This is a genomic window from Paenibacillus sp. FSL M7-1046 (genome assembly GCF_038007405.1).
Lineage (GTDB): Bacteria > Bacillota > Bacilli > Paenibacillales > Paenibacillaceae > Paenibacillus_AQ.
Genome location: NZ_JBBOXB010000001.1, coordinates 5,498,219 through 5,514,773, shown reverse-complemented (window position 1 = coordinate 5,514,773; position 16,555 = coordinate 5,498,219). Strand labels below are relative to the sequence as shown.

Below are 16,555 nucleotides of genomic sequence, written 5' to 3'. Positions count from 1 at the left end.
AAAAGGCTACTTTATCATCAAGTTTCTTCAAGAGACTTACCCCTCACTAAGGCTAGTTTTCCTTTACCTGTCTGTCGTATTCTGCATCCACTAGCTTCATATAATCCCTTACACTACCACCCTTCACTATCATATCCTGCAACAGCTTGTAGTACCAGTTGCGGAACTGCTGAGGAATAAGGTTGCTGCCCCACCAGTTGTTGATCTTCAGTGACTTGGTCACCTTCGGATCCTTGATCAGGTCCAGCGCTGCCTTCATTTGTTCACCCGTATTGTAGGTAATCTTGTCTGTGGTAGAGGGAATCACGTTCAGCCGGGCCAGGAAGCTGGAATATTGTTCCGGGGCAAAGAAAAACCGGATAAAGTCTTTAATCGCCTCTCTTTTGTCAGGGTCACCTGCAGCTTCCGCCGACAAGGACCAGCCTGAGGGAGACGGCAGTCCCACAACATTTATGTTGCCTTCACGGTCAGGCACAGCATAAAAGCCGTATTCGAAGCTTGGATCGGCTTCCTCTATCTGCGAGAACATCCAGGTTCCGGAGAAAAGCTGCGCCGCCTTGCCGGATACGAGAATGGAAGCCGTCTGGTTATCTCCGGTGCTGAGCCAGTCTTTATTCACATAATTAGTGAACAGATCCTTAAAATCACTCATCGCCTGAATCACATTATCATCCGTGAAGCTGACGATTCCCGCAGTACGCTTGGAGTTCCAGTCCGGGTCCTTGGCGTACACCTCATCAATCAGAAATTTATTCACCCAGAAGCCCATGTGGAATATATCCTTACCGCCGACAACCAGGGGAGTAATGCCGCTCGATTTCAGCTTTTCCTGGCTGTCCAGAAATTCATCGTAGGTTGTCGGCAGCTCGGTAATCCCGGCAGCGGCATAGGCTTTTTTACTATAGATAATCCCTTCTGGCACGTTTATGAAAAGCGGTGCGTTCCAGACCTTGCCGTCTACCAGCGGCGGGTGATCGAACAGTTCCACTAAATCGGACGGCAGCGGGACAATTTTGTCGGCAGCAGCAAAGGCTTCGGTATCGCGCATTTCAACCAAATCCGGAAACTCGCCCACCGCATCCTTGATTTTCAGCCAATCCAGGTAAGCGTTTGAGGACATCTCGGCCACATCATTGATCATCACATCGGGATGAAGCTGCATGTAGCTTTTGATCGCCGCCGCAATGGCCTGTCTGGTTGCCGGGTCGCCGGCTGCATAAGCGATGCTGAATTGAACCTTTTTCCCGCTGTCTGCTTCAATATCGTCAGCTCCTGTAACGTCAGCCCCATGATTCGCAGAATTACCGTTATAGCCACGATTACTTTCACAAGCTGTTAGTATGCCGGTGGTCATTAGCAGCAGTAAAGACAGCAGAGTAAACATTTTTTTGCAGAACATAAGCAGTGACCTCCCGGGTATAATGTGGGATTATTCGCTAATCGGAAACAGCAGTGTAATGGAGGTTCCGATATGCTCGCGGCTGCTGACGGACAACCCGTACGCCTCACCGAAGCTGGAACGGATCCGCTCATGCACATTTTTCAAACCAACATTTTTGCTGGGGGCCTCGGCGTCATTCAATGATTGGGTAATACGCGCCAGTTCTTCCCTGTTCATGCCGATGCCATCATCGTACACGGTGACCGCAAGGACATTCTCCCGACGTTCCACCGTGATGCCTACCGTACCTTTCCCTTTAAGCCGCAGGCCATGCTGGACTGCATTCTCTACAATGGGCTGCAGCGAAAGTTTCAGTATCGGCCAATCCATCTGAATGTCAGCAGCGATGTCCAGATGAAGCTCATACCGGTTCTCAAAACGTACGGAAATAATATAAAAGTAATTCTGCAAATGCTCCAGCTCACTGCCAAGACTTACACGGTCTTCCCCGTAATCAATGACATATTTCAGCTGGTTGGAGAGGGCAAGAATCATATCGGCCACTTCTCCGGCTTCCTTGTCCACCGCATTCATACGGATAACTTCAAGCGTGTTATATAAATAATGAGGGCGGATTTGGCTTTTCAGCGCATTCAGCTCTGTTTGCTTCTGCTTGATCTGAGCCACGTACGCCTCATCAATATAGACCTGAAGCCGCTCCACCATCCGGTTGAATCCATGCGCCAGCCGGCCCATTTCATCATTGGTATTCACGCTGACCTGAATGTCCAGCTTGCCCGATTCCACCACCGTCATCTGTTTTATGAGCTCACGGATCGGAGCGGCAAGCCTGCGGGAAAACCAGACCCCCATAATAATCATTACAAAGGCACAGATCAGAATGGCGATGTATACGGTGGTTCTGGCAGACAGAAGCTGTTCGAACAAGCTGCCCCGGTGGATCTTGGCGATAAGCTTCCCCTGCAAAAAAGGGATATCCTCGCTGAGGATAATCATTTCATTGTTCTGCTTGTCTGGCTGTGCGATGATGCCTGAAGTCTCTTTTTGATTGCTGAAATAGATTCTGCCTTCACCGTCCAGCAAATACAGTTCATCCTTCTCCCCAAGATTCAGCTCTCTGAAGAACTGTTGGAACAAAGCGGTATCGATATCGAGAAAAAGCGTTCCTACAACCTTCGGTTCTTTGGTCACACGCCCTGAGGTGTCAATCAGACTGCGCCCGATGGTGAACACTTGTCTTTGCGACTGGAAGAAATAATTATCTGTATGTGTGGGGAAGATTTCCACCTTCGAGGGGTTCTCTTCCATCTTCGCCAGCCAGGCCGGGATTGGGACCGGTTCACCGGACAACGAGCGGTTCTCTTTCTCCTGGGAATAAATCTTGCCGTCAGACTGGCGGACAAATTGCACTCCTGTAATATAAGGATCGCTGAATAGCAGCGTCTTCAGAAAGGAGTCAATCGGTATGGTGTTGATCTGCTCCCGCTCATTGACATTGGTCGCCTGGTTCTGTGTATAGCTCTCAATAAAACCTTCATAACGGCCGGTATACATCAGCTTGGAGGTTTCATTATATTGATTAAATGCGGTATTCAGATTGTAGCTCATGTACAGAACCATCTGCTGCAAATTACTGGTAGTATAGCGCTCCACATAGCCGGAGAAGGTCTTCACGGAGAAGAAGCTGAGTGCAAGCAGCGGTATCAGCCCGACCAATAAAAAGGAAGCGGAAAATTTCACGAAAATGCTCTTGGATCTGCGTCCCCAGATCAGCACGAACACCCCTCTTTTCCCTAAGAAAAATGTCTGTTAATTTCTGAGTGAATATTTATATTCCTGCGGCAGCTTGCCGTATTTCTTCTTGAACATATCACTGAAATGCCGGGCATTATTATAGCCCACCAGCTCGGCAATTTCATACACCATCAGGTCACTCTGCAGCAGCAGGCGCAGTGCATGGCCCATTCTGACTTCTGTGAGATAGGATTTAAAATTTTGCCCGGTATGCTTTTTGAAGAAACTGCTGAAATAATACGGATTCATATAAACCAGTGACGCTGTTGACTCCAGAGTGATGTTCTCCGCATAATGCTCTTCCACATAAGCCTTCACCTGCATGAGCTGGGGCATCTCTTTCCCGCCCGCCTTACAGGCCAGCTGGTCATACATTTTATTGACGACATCCTCAAATGCCTGCTGCAGCTCAGCATAGGTTGGCGCATCGGTCAATTTCTCCAGCAGCGGCTTGTCGTCCTGAACCAGCAGCCCGGCGTCCACACCGTAGTCGGCAAGCTCCTGCTCCAGCTGAATAATGGCATTGTAGATATGGGAAACCGCCTGATTCCGGCTGTCTCCCGACAGAAGCTGTACCGCTTCCTGCAGTTTCCCGGAGCTTGCAGCAAGCTGCTCCTTATCCAGCGATTTAAGCGCTTCCGAAAGTGAACCTTGTAGGGAGATCAATTCGGATAATGGGAACGAGGTTTCCTGGCGCTCCTCAATATCCGGGATAACCCGGTTTAATCCGGCAAAATATCGGGCCTTGAGGCCTTTGAGCGCACTGCGGTAAGATTCCACCGCCTCTTCGATGCCACTCACGGACTTGCCGACACCGATAGACACCTGCAGCTTCAGAAAGCTGTTGATCTTGTGGTGAAGATCTTCCATCAACCGCTGCGGCTCCCCTTCATGCTCGTGTTGAAGCAGAATCCCGAAACGCTCTCCTTTGCGGAACACATAACCGCTGCCAGCCTCTTCGACGGTTTCCTTGATAATGTTGGACAAAGCGAATTCTACCAGCTTACGTTCACGTTCCTCCCAGCGGGTGGGCATCCCGCTGTATTCGTCAATCTCCACGACACATACGGTGGCATAACGGCTGATGGCTATATTGCCCATGCGGGCCAGTGCCGCCGCCGCTCCTTTGCTGCCGTCGGTAATCTGTTCGAGCAATTCTTCAATGGTTACGGAATGATTCTTCCGTTCATAGGATTTGAGCATTTCCTTGTTCCGCTCTTCTTCCGTTTCCTGGCGGATTACAGCGACGGCTCTGCTCACGACCTGCTCCAGCTGACCGGTGTTCACCGGCTTTACCAGATAATCAAGAGCCCCGTACTGCAGGGCTTGACGCGCATACGAAAACTCCTGATAGGCGCTGATAAACACCACCTTGATCGAAAGCCCGGACTCATGAATATCGCGTATAATATCAATTCCGGTAAATCCCGGCATGCTGATGTCGCTAATTACAAGATCGGGGTTGCAGACAGCTATCATTGATTTCAGCTCAATGCCGTCACACGCTTCTCCGACAATATCCAGACCAAGCGCATCCCATGAAATAAGCTTTTTGAGCCCGCGCAGAATTACCGGTTCATCATCCGCCAGCAGCACCCGAATATTTCTGTTCATCGCTTTCCCTCCGCTTGTATACTCGTTCGTTAGTTCCCATCTTAGCAGACTAGCTTCCCCTATTGTACAGTGTCATTATAACCAGATTGATCCACCTATACTTTACCACGGAAGGAAGGAATACCGGGTGCCGCTTTTTTAACAGATAAGCGCAGTTTTTTAAGAAATATGTATATGTGCACTTCAAAATCTACCTATTGCAAATGCCTGTTCGAACATGGGATTATAGGGGAAACTTTATCAACTTAGTCACGTATTCAAAAAGGGGCTCGGCGAGGCATCATCCTTCTGCCTTAAGCATCTATATGGAGAGCTTACGTGGTACAATACGGCTATAGAGTATACATATAAAGGGAACGGAGGTTGATCCTGCTGATCTATATTATTAAATTCGTCTACAGCTTCATTCTGCCGCCGGGCCTGTTTGTACTGTTGTTCGCCGCGGTAGCCGTGTGGTTATGGCGAAAAAACCGCCGCCCCGCCCTGGTACTGCTGGGCATCACGCTGCTGCTCTATCTGTCCATGACCAGCCTGGTTGCCGATCCGTTAATCGGCAGTCTGGAGCGGAAATATGACCAGCCAAACACCGTTGACGGCGATGTTATTGTGGTGCTGGGCGGCGGCGCTTCCTCCGGTAACCGGGATCTGGACGGTGAAGGCAACCTGCTCGGACCGGCAGCGAACCGGCTGCTGACCGCCGCGCGGCTGCACCGCGAGACCGGGCTGCCGATTCTATTCTCCGGCGGACAGGTCTATACCGATAGCGGGAATGAAGCTGACATCGCCAAACGCCAGTTAATCGGGTTAGGAATCCCCGAGGCTGATGTACTGGCGGAGAACCAGTCGCTGAACACAGAGCAAAATGCCGTAAATACGGCTGCGCTGATGAAGGCTCACGGCTTTAGCCGTCCCGTGCTCGTAACCTCAGGCTTCCATATGGCGCGTGCCATGCTCGAGTTTGAACATGCCGGGCTGTCTCCGCTGGCCTTTCCCACTGATTACATTGCCAGCCGGGAATCTTCCTTCTATCTAGGCAAGTTCTCCCCTTCCCCCGGTTCAGCGGAGAACTCCGGAATCGCGCTGAAGGAATACTTGGGGATACTGGCAGCGCATTTTTAAGAGCAGACACAAAAAAGCAGTGGCCCAAGCTTCCCCGGGCCGCTGCTTTTTCTGCTTCATTTATTTAATCAAATCGCCATACTTCGCATTGACCATTCCGGCGAGTTCGTCCGGTGCAAGCTCAATCTGCATGCCGATCTTGCCGCCACTAACCGCTATGCTCTCCAATTCCTCCGCGCTTTGCTCGATATAGGTCGGATACAGCTTTTTCATCCCGACCGGCGAACAGCCGCCCCGGACATAACCGGTCCATTTCAGCAGATCCTTCAGCGGAAGCATTTCAATCTTCTTCTCACCCGCAGCTCTTGCGGCTTTCTTCAGATCGAGCTCTTCGGCAACCGGAATGACAAACACATACAGGTTTGCTCCGCTATGCGAGACCAGCGTCTTAAATACGGTTTCCGGCGGTCTGCCAATCTTCTCCGCTACCGCAGTTCCGTGGATGGCCCCGTCCTCATTATCATAGGTATGTATTTCATAGCCAATTCCCTTGGCATCCAGCATCCGCATGGCATTCGTTTTGGTTATTTGCATCCTTCATCAGCCTTTCCGGCAGCCCCTCATAGCTACCGAGTTTTTGCAGCGTAATTGCTTCTATTTATTATATCATGGACATCAACTTCATCAACTTCATCAACCTATTAACTTCATCAACCTATTAACTTCATCAACTTCATCAATAACTTCGAACATTAACAACACCAATTGTCAAAAACAACAATATAGATAAGGTCCAACCTGTAAAAATCATCCACCACCCAATCAAAACTGCTTATACATTTGTAGCGGGAATACCTCCCGCTAATTATGTATATATCCTTCTTCTGAACAATTTAGCGGGAATCCGTACCGCTAATATTGATGAATATTCGAATTCCATTGTTATAAGAATTATTAGCAGGCAAAATGGACCTCCGTCAAGAAAGTGGACACTAAAAAATGAAATTAGGCTGCTTTTCGTTTGAATCTAGCTGCAAACTGAACCGGCGATACGTAGCCCAGAGCACCATGGATTCGCTTGCGGTTATAAAAAAATTCAATGTACTGGTAGATGCCATCATAGGCTTGTTTCTTCGTTTTGAATCGGGTACAGTACACAAACTCTTTTTTCAATAGGCTGTGAAAAGATTCAATGCAAGCATTGTCGTAGCAGTTGCCTTTGCGGCTCATGCTGGCCTTCATGCGGTATTTCACCAAACGTTTACGGTAGTCGGCTGAGGCATACTGTGAGCCTCGATCCGAATGGTGAATGAGACCTTTCTTTGGGCGTTTGGCCTTGTAGGCGTCTTCTAGAGCGCTCATTACCAGATCTGTGGTCATCCGGTCGTCCAGCCGCCAGCCTACGATTTCCCGGGTGCATAGGTCAAGCACGCTGGCGAGGTACATCCGTCCTTCCCGGCAGGGAATGTAGGTGATATCCGCGACCCAAGTTTGATTTGGCTTTTCGGTGGAGAATTGTTGGTTTAGCAGATTAGGTGCAACCGGTAAGGTGTGGTTGGAGTCGGTCGTGTTTACGCGGAATTTCTTTGCTACACAGGAGCGCAAGCCCAGCTCTCTCATGTATTTCCCTACGGTACGCTCACTGATCTTGTGGCCTTCGCGCTGGAGAAGAATCGTGATTTTAGGACTGCCGTAGCAGCCTCCTGTATCGCCAAAATGATACGTAATTCGCTGAAGAAGCAACGCCTTTCGGGTCGCTTGTGGGCTTGGTTTTGCCGTTCTCCATTTGTAATAGCCGCTCCGCGATACCTCAAGGACACTGCACATCTTCTCCACACGAAACCGGGAGCGATGATCTTCGATGAACTGAAATCTCAGTTCTTTGGATTGCTGAAGATGTGCACTGCTTTTTTTACGATGGCCATTTCCTCCGCCATATCGGCTAGTTGCTGTTCTTTTTCCCGCAACTGTCGCTCCAGTTCTCGTACCCTTTCGGCGCTGGCCACGGGCTCGTCTGGGAACTGCCGGAACTTGCCCAGCCATTGATGCAGGGTTTTAGCGGGGATATCCAGCTCCTGGGCCAGTTCCGCCACCGTCTTAGTCTGCTCCTGGATGTACTTTACCGTCTGTTTTTTAAATTCATCATTGTAGCTTTTTCGTGTTCCACTCATGTGGACACCTCCTCGTTAATCTCATTATTCCTGTTCTCTTAACGAGTGTCCACTTTTAACTCTAACAGCAAAATTCCCGCTAGTCACTCAATTCAGATTGTTCGGTTTTACCTAGCGGTAACTTTTCCCGTTAAAAAGATCGGTAGCGATACCCGAGCAGTATGTATGAAGCGATAAAGTCTGTGCCTGAAGGCCAATACGGGCTCTTCGAAAGCTATCTATTGTACAGATATACAAACCATAGACATCATAACTCAATGCTTAAATGTGTTATGAGACAGTAGTTTGATGTTATACAACCGCACATCGCATGCCTGCCTCCCAACCGCCTCCGTATAACAAAAAACCGCTGCCCAGCTACAAAGGGCTGTGCCAGCGGCTTCTACACTCTTTCCACTACATCGGTTGGATCAAGGCAACCACACTCATTCCACCACTCCAGCTGGATCACAGCATCCACGCTCATTCCACCACATCGACTGGATCGGCAGCATCTATGCTCATTCCACCGCATTGACTGGATCGGCAGCATCGATGCTCATTCCACGGCATTGATTCGATCAGCGGTTATAATACGATTTTATCCCTATGGACTGTACCGTGTACTTGCTCGTCATTCCGCCAGAACAGCACGAATCGTGATAACCCCTGCCGCCAGAACCTCCATGGCGTAAACCCCGCTGTTCCAAGCCATTGATTGTATCGAAACCACGTTTCCCTGACAATCCCGGACAATGACCTCCCGCTGACCGGATTCCCGGTCCAGTTCCACTACGATACGGGAGAGCAAGGTACCGTTTATAATCAAGACCAGATCTGGCAGGTCCCCGCTCAAGGGAATAACCGTATCCTGATAGGCAGCCATTGCCCACTTCTGAGGCGTGCGGGCAATGACCAGCGGATACAGCAGTTCGGGATGATACGGTTCAAGAGATCCGGCTAATAGCACATCCCGATGCTCGCGCCAGAAGGACAGCCAAAAGGCCAGCATCTCCAAATGCGGCTGCGGGAGCCGATCCAGCCGGACAGAAATCTGCGGAACAGAAAACAGCACATTGATAAACTGCAGCGCGGCATTTGCCGCAGACTCCTGCGGATGCCACATCAGCATATCGGCATGAGCCGCAGTGCCGCCGCAGATCAGGCGGATATCCAGTGTTTTGATCCGGTTCTGCAGAGCATCATTCGGGCAATCGCCGGCACGGAACATATTGCCGTATTTGCGCATCAGCGGTCCGATATAATTTTGGCGGAATTCAATCATAATCTCCGGTTTCAGCTGCCTCAGGCGGGAGATCACGCCGCTGAGCAGCATATCAACGGCTTCCGGCACAGAATAGGTGTCCCGTCCGCCCCCGTTCTGCGCTTGAGCATCCAGGGTCTGTACCGCATAAAAGCTATCTACAAAGTCGAGCTTAAAGCCATCAAGATCCCAGTCCACCAGCGCCTGTTCATAGATGGAGGTCAGGTAAGCCCGCACTTCCGGATAGCGCGGATCGACAACTCCGGCGCCAAACCCATCGTCGTAATACAGCAGCTTGTCACCGAAGGTCTGCCAAGCCTCACTATGCTTGCCGATGAATGGCACGGCATACCACAGCAAATATTTCAGTCCCAGCTCATGGACCACGGCCACATGGGCTTTCATATCCGGTATTTTGCCGGAACTAATTCGCCAGTCTCCGCAATAGGCATAACCTCTTGCCTCATCCTCGGTCTGCCATCCGTCGTCTACGATAACTGCCTTGCAGCCCAATTCTGCCGCAATTCTACACTCGGCTTCTATCTCTGCTGCCGTCAGCTGCTGATGAAAGCTGTACCAGGTGGAGTACATCGGCTCCCTGGCAACATCCGGCACCGATGACGGCTTGTTTCCTTGAAGGCCAGCCCACCACTCTGCCACCCCCGCCAGCGCATCATAATAGGGGATGCTGCGGGAATCCAGACGCAAGACAGCCTCATAATCTGTAAAGGGAGAGCAAGGCTCCGTGAACAGCGTCACAGCGCAATGGAAGCTGGCCGTCTCCTCATGGAGACCCGCATGCAGCCGCAGCGGATGCAAGACATCTGAGCAAGCGAAGCTCAGGACATTGTTACCCTTGTTACCGTACAGACATACAACTGGCGCAGAAGAGGTGGACCTCGAAGGAAAACCTTCGAGCCAGTCGGGAATCAGTTCTCTGCTGCGTCCGGCTGCCGGATGCCATAAGCCTTGAACATCCAGCGCGGGACAGCTCCAGCGCAGTGAAAGAGCAGTGGGAACTGCCGGAACGGGAGATTGCAGCGTTAGGCGGACATATTGCAGGCCGTCTTCCCCGCTCTCAAGAGCAAGCGAAGTATGGAAACCGTCAGCATAGCCATCCAGTGTAATTTCATAACAATCCGTGGTTATGATCTTCAATGAAATCCGAACTCCTTCATAGCGGATGAAGCCATCAGGAGGCTACATCCGGCAGGGAATGGTGATCTGTATACAGGTGCCGATTCCAGATCGGCTGGCGATGGCTACGCCATACCCGTTCCCTCCATGCAGCTTAATCCGGGAATCGACATTGCGGATGCCGTAGCCGATCCGGGGTCCTTCCGGTGCCAGAATCTGCTCTATGGTGTCTGCGTTCATGCCCACACCATTATCAATAATTTTGAATACAATGTCCGTTTCCCGCTTCTCCACGACAAGCCGGATTCCGATCGTACTTCCGAACCAGGCATGCTCTAGCGCATTCTCAAGCATCGGCTGCAAAATCAGCTTGACGGTCATATAATCCAGCGCCGCATGATCAATATCGTAATAGACGGACAGCCGGTTGCCGTATTTGATGCACTGAATGGCAATATAGGCTTTGGCATGTTCAATTTCCTTGCCGACCGTAGTGAGAATTTCCCCGCGGTTCAAGGAGAGCCGGTAGAATTTCGCCAATTCCTGAACGAGAATATGCAGCTTCTGAATATCTCCGAATTGTGCCAGACGGTTGATCGAGGACAGGGTATTATATAGAAAATGGGGATTGATCTGCGCCTGGAGCGATTCCAGCTCCGCTTCTTTTTTCTGGAGACCGGCAACATAATTTTTGTGGATCAGCTCTTCGATATTGCTGCCCATCCGGTTAAACGCTGCAGCAATCTGTGCCAGTTCATCGTTGCCTTTATAATGGATTCTTTTCTGGAAGTCGCCATCGCGAAAAGCATTCAGTGAACCTACAATTTTTTGGATTCGCCGCGAAAAATAACTGGAAACACCAATACCCAGGAAAGCCAGCACAAAAGCGCTGATCAGGCAGACGATCAATGTCATCCTCCGCACGTTATTCGCACTTTCGTCGAACAGGCTGTTCGGAATGTAGGCCCGCAGCTCCCATCCCAGGCCGTCCAGCGGTTCACTCAGCAGCAGCCGGTTTCCGGTCCGGGAACCCTTCAATCCCTCCGCTTCCGGGGCTGATTCCAGCACCACGTTTCCGCTGCCGTCCAGCACCTCAAGAGTCGTGTACTCTCCAATCTTGTGGTAATCCACGGAGTCCAGCAGGTCGCTTATTTGGACGGTCACGCGAACCAGCCCGATGTTCTGCCCCCGATGGACATCGTCCAGCCGCTGCAGCAGCGAGATATTGCCATAGCTCTCATCGCGCAGAATCTGGCGCCAGATTCTTTGGTCCGCCATGCTACCGGAGAACTCCAATCCACGGTACCAGTCTGTCTCCTGTATCCGTTTCAGATGATAAATCTCATAACGTTTAATCGAAAGCAGCGGATTCTGATCAATATCTGTGTAGTATAATTCCGGAAGGGTATCGTTCTGTAGGTAAAGGGACAAGCCGATATTGCTGGCTGTGTAATTCAGAAGATTTTCAAGCGCCGGCATCAGTGTCTTCGTCATCGTCTCATAGCTGTACCATCCCTGCTCGTAACGGCGCAGAGCGCTCTGCAGACTGTAATTGTAATACAGCATTTTGGAAATCCGTTCAACATCATCCGTGCGGTAACGAATATTGTCCCGTATTTGCTGCAGCGTGCCTTGTATATTTTCCCGTGTCTTCTCTCTAAGTGAGTTCACGGAATGCGCATAGGCGAACATCCCGACGGTAAGGACGGCAACCAGCAGACAGAGTACATAAGGTACAATCAGCTTATATCCAAAAGGCACATTCAGCATACGGCGCATGTTATAGATGCCTCCGGTAATCGCCCGGACTGACGCCATAATAATCCTTGAACTGCTTGCTGAAATGAGACAGATTCTTATATCCGACCTGGTGTGCAGCTTCATAGACCTTCAGCTTGGGATCTCCGAGCAGCAGCTTGACACGTTCCAGCCGCCTTATAGAGACATAATCGGAGAAATAAATGCCTGTCTCATCGTAGAAGATTTGACCCAGGTGATTAGGGGAGAACGAGAAGTGGATCGCCGCATCCCGCAGCATGACGTTATTTTCCAGCTCCACCTCGATGTAGGCTTTAATTTCCTCGATAAGCTTGTATTTCTTGCCCTGCCGTTTCCGCTGAAGCCGTTCAGAGAGCTCGAACATCCGGCGGCGGAGCCAGGATTTCATATCCTGGGTTGTCTCAAATTGATATAAAATGCTGAGATGTTTTCTGTCCAGCCCCAGCAGAATATAAAAGTCCTCGTTAATCGTATGCAAAAAAGCATCCAGTTTGGAGACAATGTGCAGAAACAACTGGTAGATTTCCAGCTTGGTTTCCATTTTGCCGACCCATACGAACAGTTCCTCATTGCAATCGTCGACAGCGACCAGACGGTAAGAAGATACCGCCAGAAATAAAGACTGCAGAATATCATCCAGATCCTTCGCCGTGGCCGAGATCGGACCTTTGGCATCGGTATGGAGAATCAGCTTGCCCTTGCCCAGAAACAGCTTCAGTCCCAGCGCCTCTTTGGCCCGCCGGAAGGAGAGATGCAGCTTGGTAAGACTTGTCACAGGCGGACCAACCCCAATAGTCACTGTAAGCGGTGTCCCGCTGACCGCCATAGCAATCAGTCCCTGCAGCCGGCTGCTGTCCACCCGTTCTTCCACGATAAGGGCAAACCGGAACCGGTCCAGCCGGCAGAACTGTATCCGTTCCTGTGCACAAAATTGCTCGACCGCTGTCTCCAGCCTTTTCTCCATCTCCGCCTTGACTTCTTCCCCAAAGCCGTTTAGTTTCCAGGATAAATCATCCGGTTCAAGCAGCGCGGTGTACAGCACGGTCCGATGCCAGGTAATCCCAACCTGCTGCAGCAAGGGCAGCATCTTGTCTGCATCCGCCATGCCGTCATCCAGCAGCTGCATGAACAGCTCCCGCTTCAACAGGGGCTCCGAATCTGAGAAGCAGCGCTGCAAATGGGATTGCGCCTGTTCCCGGTCCAGAATGCCCCGCACCTCTTCAAGCGTCCTGCGCATATCTGCATCATCTACAGGCTTCAGGACATAGCCGGAAGCACTCATCGAAATCGCTTGCTTGGCATACTGAAAATCCTCATGGCCGCTAACAAAAATGATCTTCGGCTTTGGGTTAAGCTCCAGGGCAAGTGCTCTGCGGGCCAGCTCCATCCCCGACATGATCGGCATTCTGATATCAGTGACGATAATATCCACGGTTTGTGACCTCAGCACCTCCAGTGCTTCAAAGCCGCTGCTTGCGGCTGCGCAAACGTCCATGCCCAGGCTCTCCCAGTTCATGAAGCGCTGCAGTCCTTCCAAATCCAGCAGTTCATCGTCAACCAGCAGCACCTTGTACATATCATCCCATCCTTCAAATCTGTATAGATGAGCTTAACCCATACTCTGCCCGCAGTTCCTTATCCAACCTTACATTTTTTAGCAAAAAGGGTATACTTGGTTACAGTATACCCCACAGGTACAGCAGACTCTAGCGTTATTTATTTCATCTTGCTGAGGTTGTTTTGCCATCTTTCCGTCTGGAATTTAAGCAGCTTGCCGTAGCCGGCACGTTTAGCGTCCTCATTGGCTTTGCTTAAGAGGGAGTGCACTTCGTCATCGCTTTTGGCATACAGCGCTTTAGCAAAAACCTCCTGATAGATATCGTTGACAGCCGTCGCAATCGTTCCCTCTTCGGAATCCGGCAGCGGGTCCAGATTCGCAAACTCCGTAAAGTTCTTCGAAGTATTCCATGTGACTTTTTTCTGGGCCAATGTCGTCCAATTTTGTTTCTCTTCCGGCAGCTGCGCATCCATCAAAGCCTTGGTCTGATCAATGAAGGTGGTGTTGCCCACCCAATTGAAACGGCCGATTCTCTCCTTGTCTTTATCAGCCTGTGGAGTATTCAGCCCGGCCTCATTCTGAATCGGCACCCCATCAGCATCCGATTCATCCCAGTACAGGCCCTGGCGTCCAAAATTCAGGATACGCTGTCCCTCTTCACCCGTTACCCAGTCCAAATAGGAGAAGATCGCTTCCGGGTCCTTCGCTTTCTTCGTAATCACAAGCACATTCCAGCCGAGCGAGCTGTAATTGTTCGGAGTGATCTTCTTCGCGTCAAGCCCTGCCTTATGAATCGGCCAGATGATGTCGTACCCGGACTCCGGATCAAGGGTCCGCAGCGCGTTATTCGCATCCCGGCCCGGATTGACCACATCACCCTCCACGAATACAGCAACCCGGCCCGTCACAAGCTTCTCTGTCACTTGATTGCCCGTTTGTGTGAATGCATCCTGGGTGATCAGCTTCTCGCGGAACAGCTTGCTGGCGTACAGCATGTTCTCGGTGAATATCGGATCCTCAAAAATTGACTCCAGTGCATTTCCCACCGGATTCGCTTTAGGCAGATAAGGCTTATTCTCGGCAAAGCCGCCATACATCGTATCAATGCCCCGGCCCTTAGCCCCAATCTCCAGCGGGATCACATCACTGTATTTCTCCTTGACCTGCTTCAGGTAGGCATACAGGTCATCATAGGTTTCCAGCTTCGGGGAACCCAGCTCTTTATAAATCTTCCGGTTAATAATCCACCCGCCATTGCCATTGGGACTTGAGGTATACCAATTCGGGAACTGGTAAAGCTTGCCGTCGTCGGAGCGGAGCATGCCCAGCGTGGCTTCACCGGCATTATTTTTCAGATTCGGATATTGATCAAGGTATTCATCCAGCGCCACAAGCATTCCTGCCTGCCGCAAACGCTCCACATTGGCACCACGGTCCATCATAATAACATCCGGCAGACTGCCCGAGGCAATCATCGTGCTGAACTTGGTTTCTGCGGCACCGCTGGACTGGATGGGTGTCATATTTACCTTAAGGGTATCTCTAATCCAGGCGGTTGTGGAATCCTTGCCCCACGGCTCTGTAGTGTCCCAATCGTAATTGCTGTAGTAACTGAACGTGACCGGCTTTACGGTGCTTCCTACCGCTACGGCAGGCGCAGTATCAGTAGCTTTGGCAGTTTCCGCAGCTACAGGTTCTTTTGTCGGTTCAGCGGTGCTTTGAACAGTTGCATTGTTTCCTCCGCCACAACCCGACATCAGCAGCACCGAACACAATACAGCCGTCATTACCGGCAAGCTCTTGTTACGCTTCAAATGAGTAACCCCTCTCTAATGCTTACTATACGCACGCAAACTCTGAATCATAAGCAAACCATTCACTTCATATGAAGCCGCCTATTCCTTTAATGAACCGATCAGCACACCTTTGACAAAATATTTCTGCAGGAACGGATAGACCATAATTATCGGCAAGGTAGCCACCATGGTTGTGGCCATGATCAGTGATTTGGATGTGACCGATTTCATCAGCGCCAGCCGGTCCTGAGCCGCCGCATTGGCACCGATGGACTGCAGCTGATCCGTCACGATATTGGAATTCAAAATTTGCTTCAGCAGAGTCTGGATCGGAATGAGATTCGGATTATTGATATAAATACTGGCGGAGAACCAGTCATTCCAATGCCATACCGCCGTAAACAGTGACAGAGTCGCCACAACAGGTCCGGAAATCGGTAAAATAATCCGGATCAGCACACCGATGTGATTGCAGCCGTCAATCCGTGCCGACTCGGCCAGACCTGCGGGCAGCCCCAGAAAAAACGTCCGGAAAATAATCATGTTATATACGCTGATTAATCCGGGAATCACCAGTACCCAGAAGGTGTCCATCATGCCAAACTCGCGCAGCAGCAAGTAAGTTGGAATCAGTCCGCCGCTGAAATACATTGTAATGACGCAGAACACCATGAAAAATTTCCGGCCCATCAGCTCCTGCCTGGATAACCCGTAAGCCAGAATGGCTGTGAACAGCACCGACAGAATCGTCCCGACTATTGTCCGCAGAACGGAGACCAGGAACGCCTGACTAATCCGGCTGTCATGTAACACCACTTCATAATTGTCGAGCGTCGGGCTGCGGGGCCAGAATGTAATGCCGCCAAACGCCGTATCCGCGCCCGTATTGAAGGAGATCACCAGTGAATTCCAGAAGGGATACAGGGTGACGAAGCCCAGCAGGATCAGCAGGAAATAGATGATCACTTGCAGCACTTTATCTCCCCGCGACAGCTTCATCAT

Annotated in this window: 12 protein-coding genes; 1 reads left to right on the top strand and 11 read right to left on the bottom strand. The window is 50.6% G+C overall.

Features of this window, described 5'->3' with window-relative positions:
- Nucleotides 1–52 precede the first annotated feature (52 nt).
- Genes NYE29_RS24520 through NYE29_RS24510 form a run of 3 tightly spaced genes read right to left on the bottom strand, consistent with a single transcriptional unit; the run spans nt 53 to nt 4,810 of the window.
- Complete coding sequence (locus tag NYE29_RS24520; RefSeq protein ID WP_076109432.1) at nt 53–1,399, bottom strand: ABC transporter substrate-binding protein; 1,347 nt, start codon at nt 1,397–1,399, stop codon at nt 53–55.
- Nucleotides 1,400–1,429: 30 nt separating this feature from the next.
- Nucleotides 1,430–3,178 (bottom strand): cache domain-containing sensor histidine kinase, encoded by a 1,749-nt coding sequence (locus NYE29_RS24515; RefSeq protein WP_340897855.1) that lies wholly within the window; start codon nt 3,176–3,178, stop codon nt 1,430–1,432.
- A 33-nt stretch (nt 3,179–3,211) separates the two neighbouring features.
- Nucleotides 3,212–4,810 (bottom strand): response regulator, encoded by a 1,599-nt coding sequence (locus NYE29_RS24510; RefSeq protein WP_340897854.1) that lies wholly within the window; start codon nt 4,808–4,810, stop codon nt 3,212–3,214.
- A 372-nt stretch (nt 4,811–5,182) separates the two neighbouring features.
- Here NYE29_RS24510 and NYE29_RS24505 point away from each other — a divergent pair, with 372 nt between their 5' ends.
- Nucleotides 5,183–5,929, top strand: coding sequence for a YdcF family protein (locus tag NYE29_RS24505; protein ID WP_340899794.1), 747 nt, complete (start codon nt 5,183–5,185; stop codon nt 5,927–5,929).
- Between the two features lie 60 nt (nt 5,930–5,989).
- Here NYE29_RS24505 and ybaK read toward each other — a convergent pair whose 3' ends face one another.
- From ybaK to NYE29_RS24465, 8 genes are all read right to left on the bottom strand, one after another.
- A complete protein-coding gene (gene ybaK / locus NYE29_RS24500) occupies nt 5,990–6,463 on the bottom strand; it encodes a Cys-tRNA(Pro) deacylase (RefSeq protein WP_038593236.1) in 474 nt (157 codons plus the stop codon).
- Nucleotides 6,464–6,874: 411 nt separating this feature from the next.
- Nucleotides 6,875–7,732, bottom strand: coding sequence for an IS3 family transposase (locus tag NYE29_RS24495; protein WP_340899793.1), 858 nt, complete (start codon nt 7,730–7,732; stop codon nt 6,875–6,877).
- 11 nt (nt 7,733–7,743) lie between these two features.
- The gene (locus NYE29_RS24490) at nt 7,744–8,040 is read right to left on the bottom strand and encodes a transposase (RefSeq protein WP_340893796.1); all 297 of its coding nucleotides are present in this window, start codon (nt 8,038–8,040) and stop codon (nt 7,744–7,746) included.
- Nucleotides 8,041–8,653: 613 nt separating this feature from the next.
- On the bottom strand, nt 8,654–10,441 hold the full coding sequence (locus NYE29_RS24485; protein ID WP_340897853.1) for a glycoside hydrolase family 36 protein: 1,788 nt from the start codon (nt 10,439–10,441) through the stop codon (nt 8,654–8,656).
- A gap of 42 nt (nt 10,442–10,483) precedes the next feature.
- Complete coding sequence (locus NYE29_RS24480) at nt 10,484–12,238, bottom strand: sensor histidine kinase (protein ID WP_340897852.1); 1,755 nt, start codon at nt 12,236–12,238, stop codon at nt 10,484–10,486.
- Nucleotides 12,201–13,775: a response regulator gene (locus NYE29_RS24475; RefSeq protein WP_340897851.1), complete on the bottom strand. Its 1,575-nt coding sequence runs from the start codon at nt 13,773–13,775 to the stop codon at nt 12,201–12,203. Before NYE29_RS24475 ends, NYE29_RS24480 begins: the two co-directional genes overlap by 38 nt.
- Before the next feature lie 140 nt (nt 13,776–13,915).
- Nucleotides 13,916–15,544, bottom strand: coding sequence for an extracellular solute-binding protein (locus NYE29_RS24470; RefSeq protein ID WP_340899791.1), 1,629 nt, complete (start codon nt 15,542–15,544; stop codon nt 13,916–13,918).
- A gap of 108 nt (nt 15,545–15,652) precedes the next feature.
- Entirely contained in the window at nt 15,653–16,555 is a 903-nt protein-coding gene (locus tag NYE29_RS24465) for a carbohydrate ABC transporter permease (protein ID WP_340897850.1), read from the bottom strand.

Bases quoted from the DNA above. Each gene is read 5' to 3' on its own strand.
- NYE29_RS24480 (WP_340897852.1), bottom strand. From the start codon at position 12,238: ATGGCGTCAGTCCGGGCGATTACCGGAGGCATCTATAACATGCGCCGT.
- NYE29_RS24510 (WP_340897854.1), bottom strand. From the start codon at position 4,810: ATGAACAGAAATATTCGGGTGCTGCTGGCGGATGATGAACCGGTAATT.
- NYE29_RS24465 (WP_340897850.1), bottom strand. From the start codon at position 16,555: ATGATGAAGCTGTCGCGGGGAGATAAAGTGCTGCAAGTGATCATCTAT.
- NYE29_RS24520 (WP_076109432.1), bottom strand. From the start codon at position 1,399: ATGTTCTGCAAAAAAATGTTTACTCTGCTGTCTTTACTGCTGCTAATG.
- ybaK (WP_038593236.1), bottom strand. From the start codon at position 6,463: ATGCAAATAACCAAAACGAATGCCATGCGGATGCTGGATGCCAAGGGA.
- NYE29_RS24470 (WP_340899791.1), bottom strand. From the start codon at position 15,544: ATGACGGCTGTATTGTGTTCGGTGCTGCTGATGTCGGGTTGTGGCGGA.
- NYE29_RS24475 (WP_340897851.1), bottom strand. From the start codon at position 13,775: ATGTACAAGGTGCTGCTGGTTGACGATGAACTGCTGGATTTGGAAGGA.
- NYE29_RS24490 (WP_340893796.1), bottom strand. From the start codon at position 8,040: ATGAGTGGAACACGAAAAAGCTACAATGATGAATTTAAAAAACAGACG.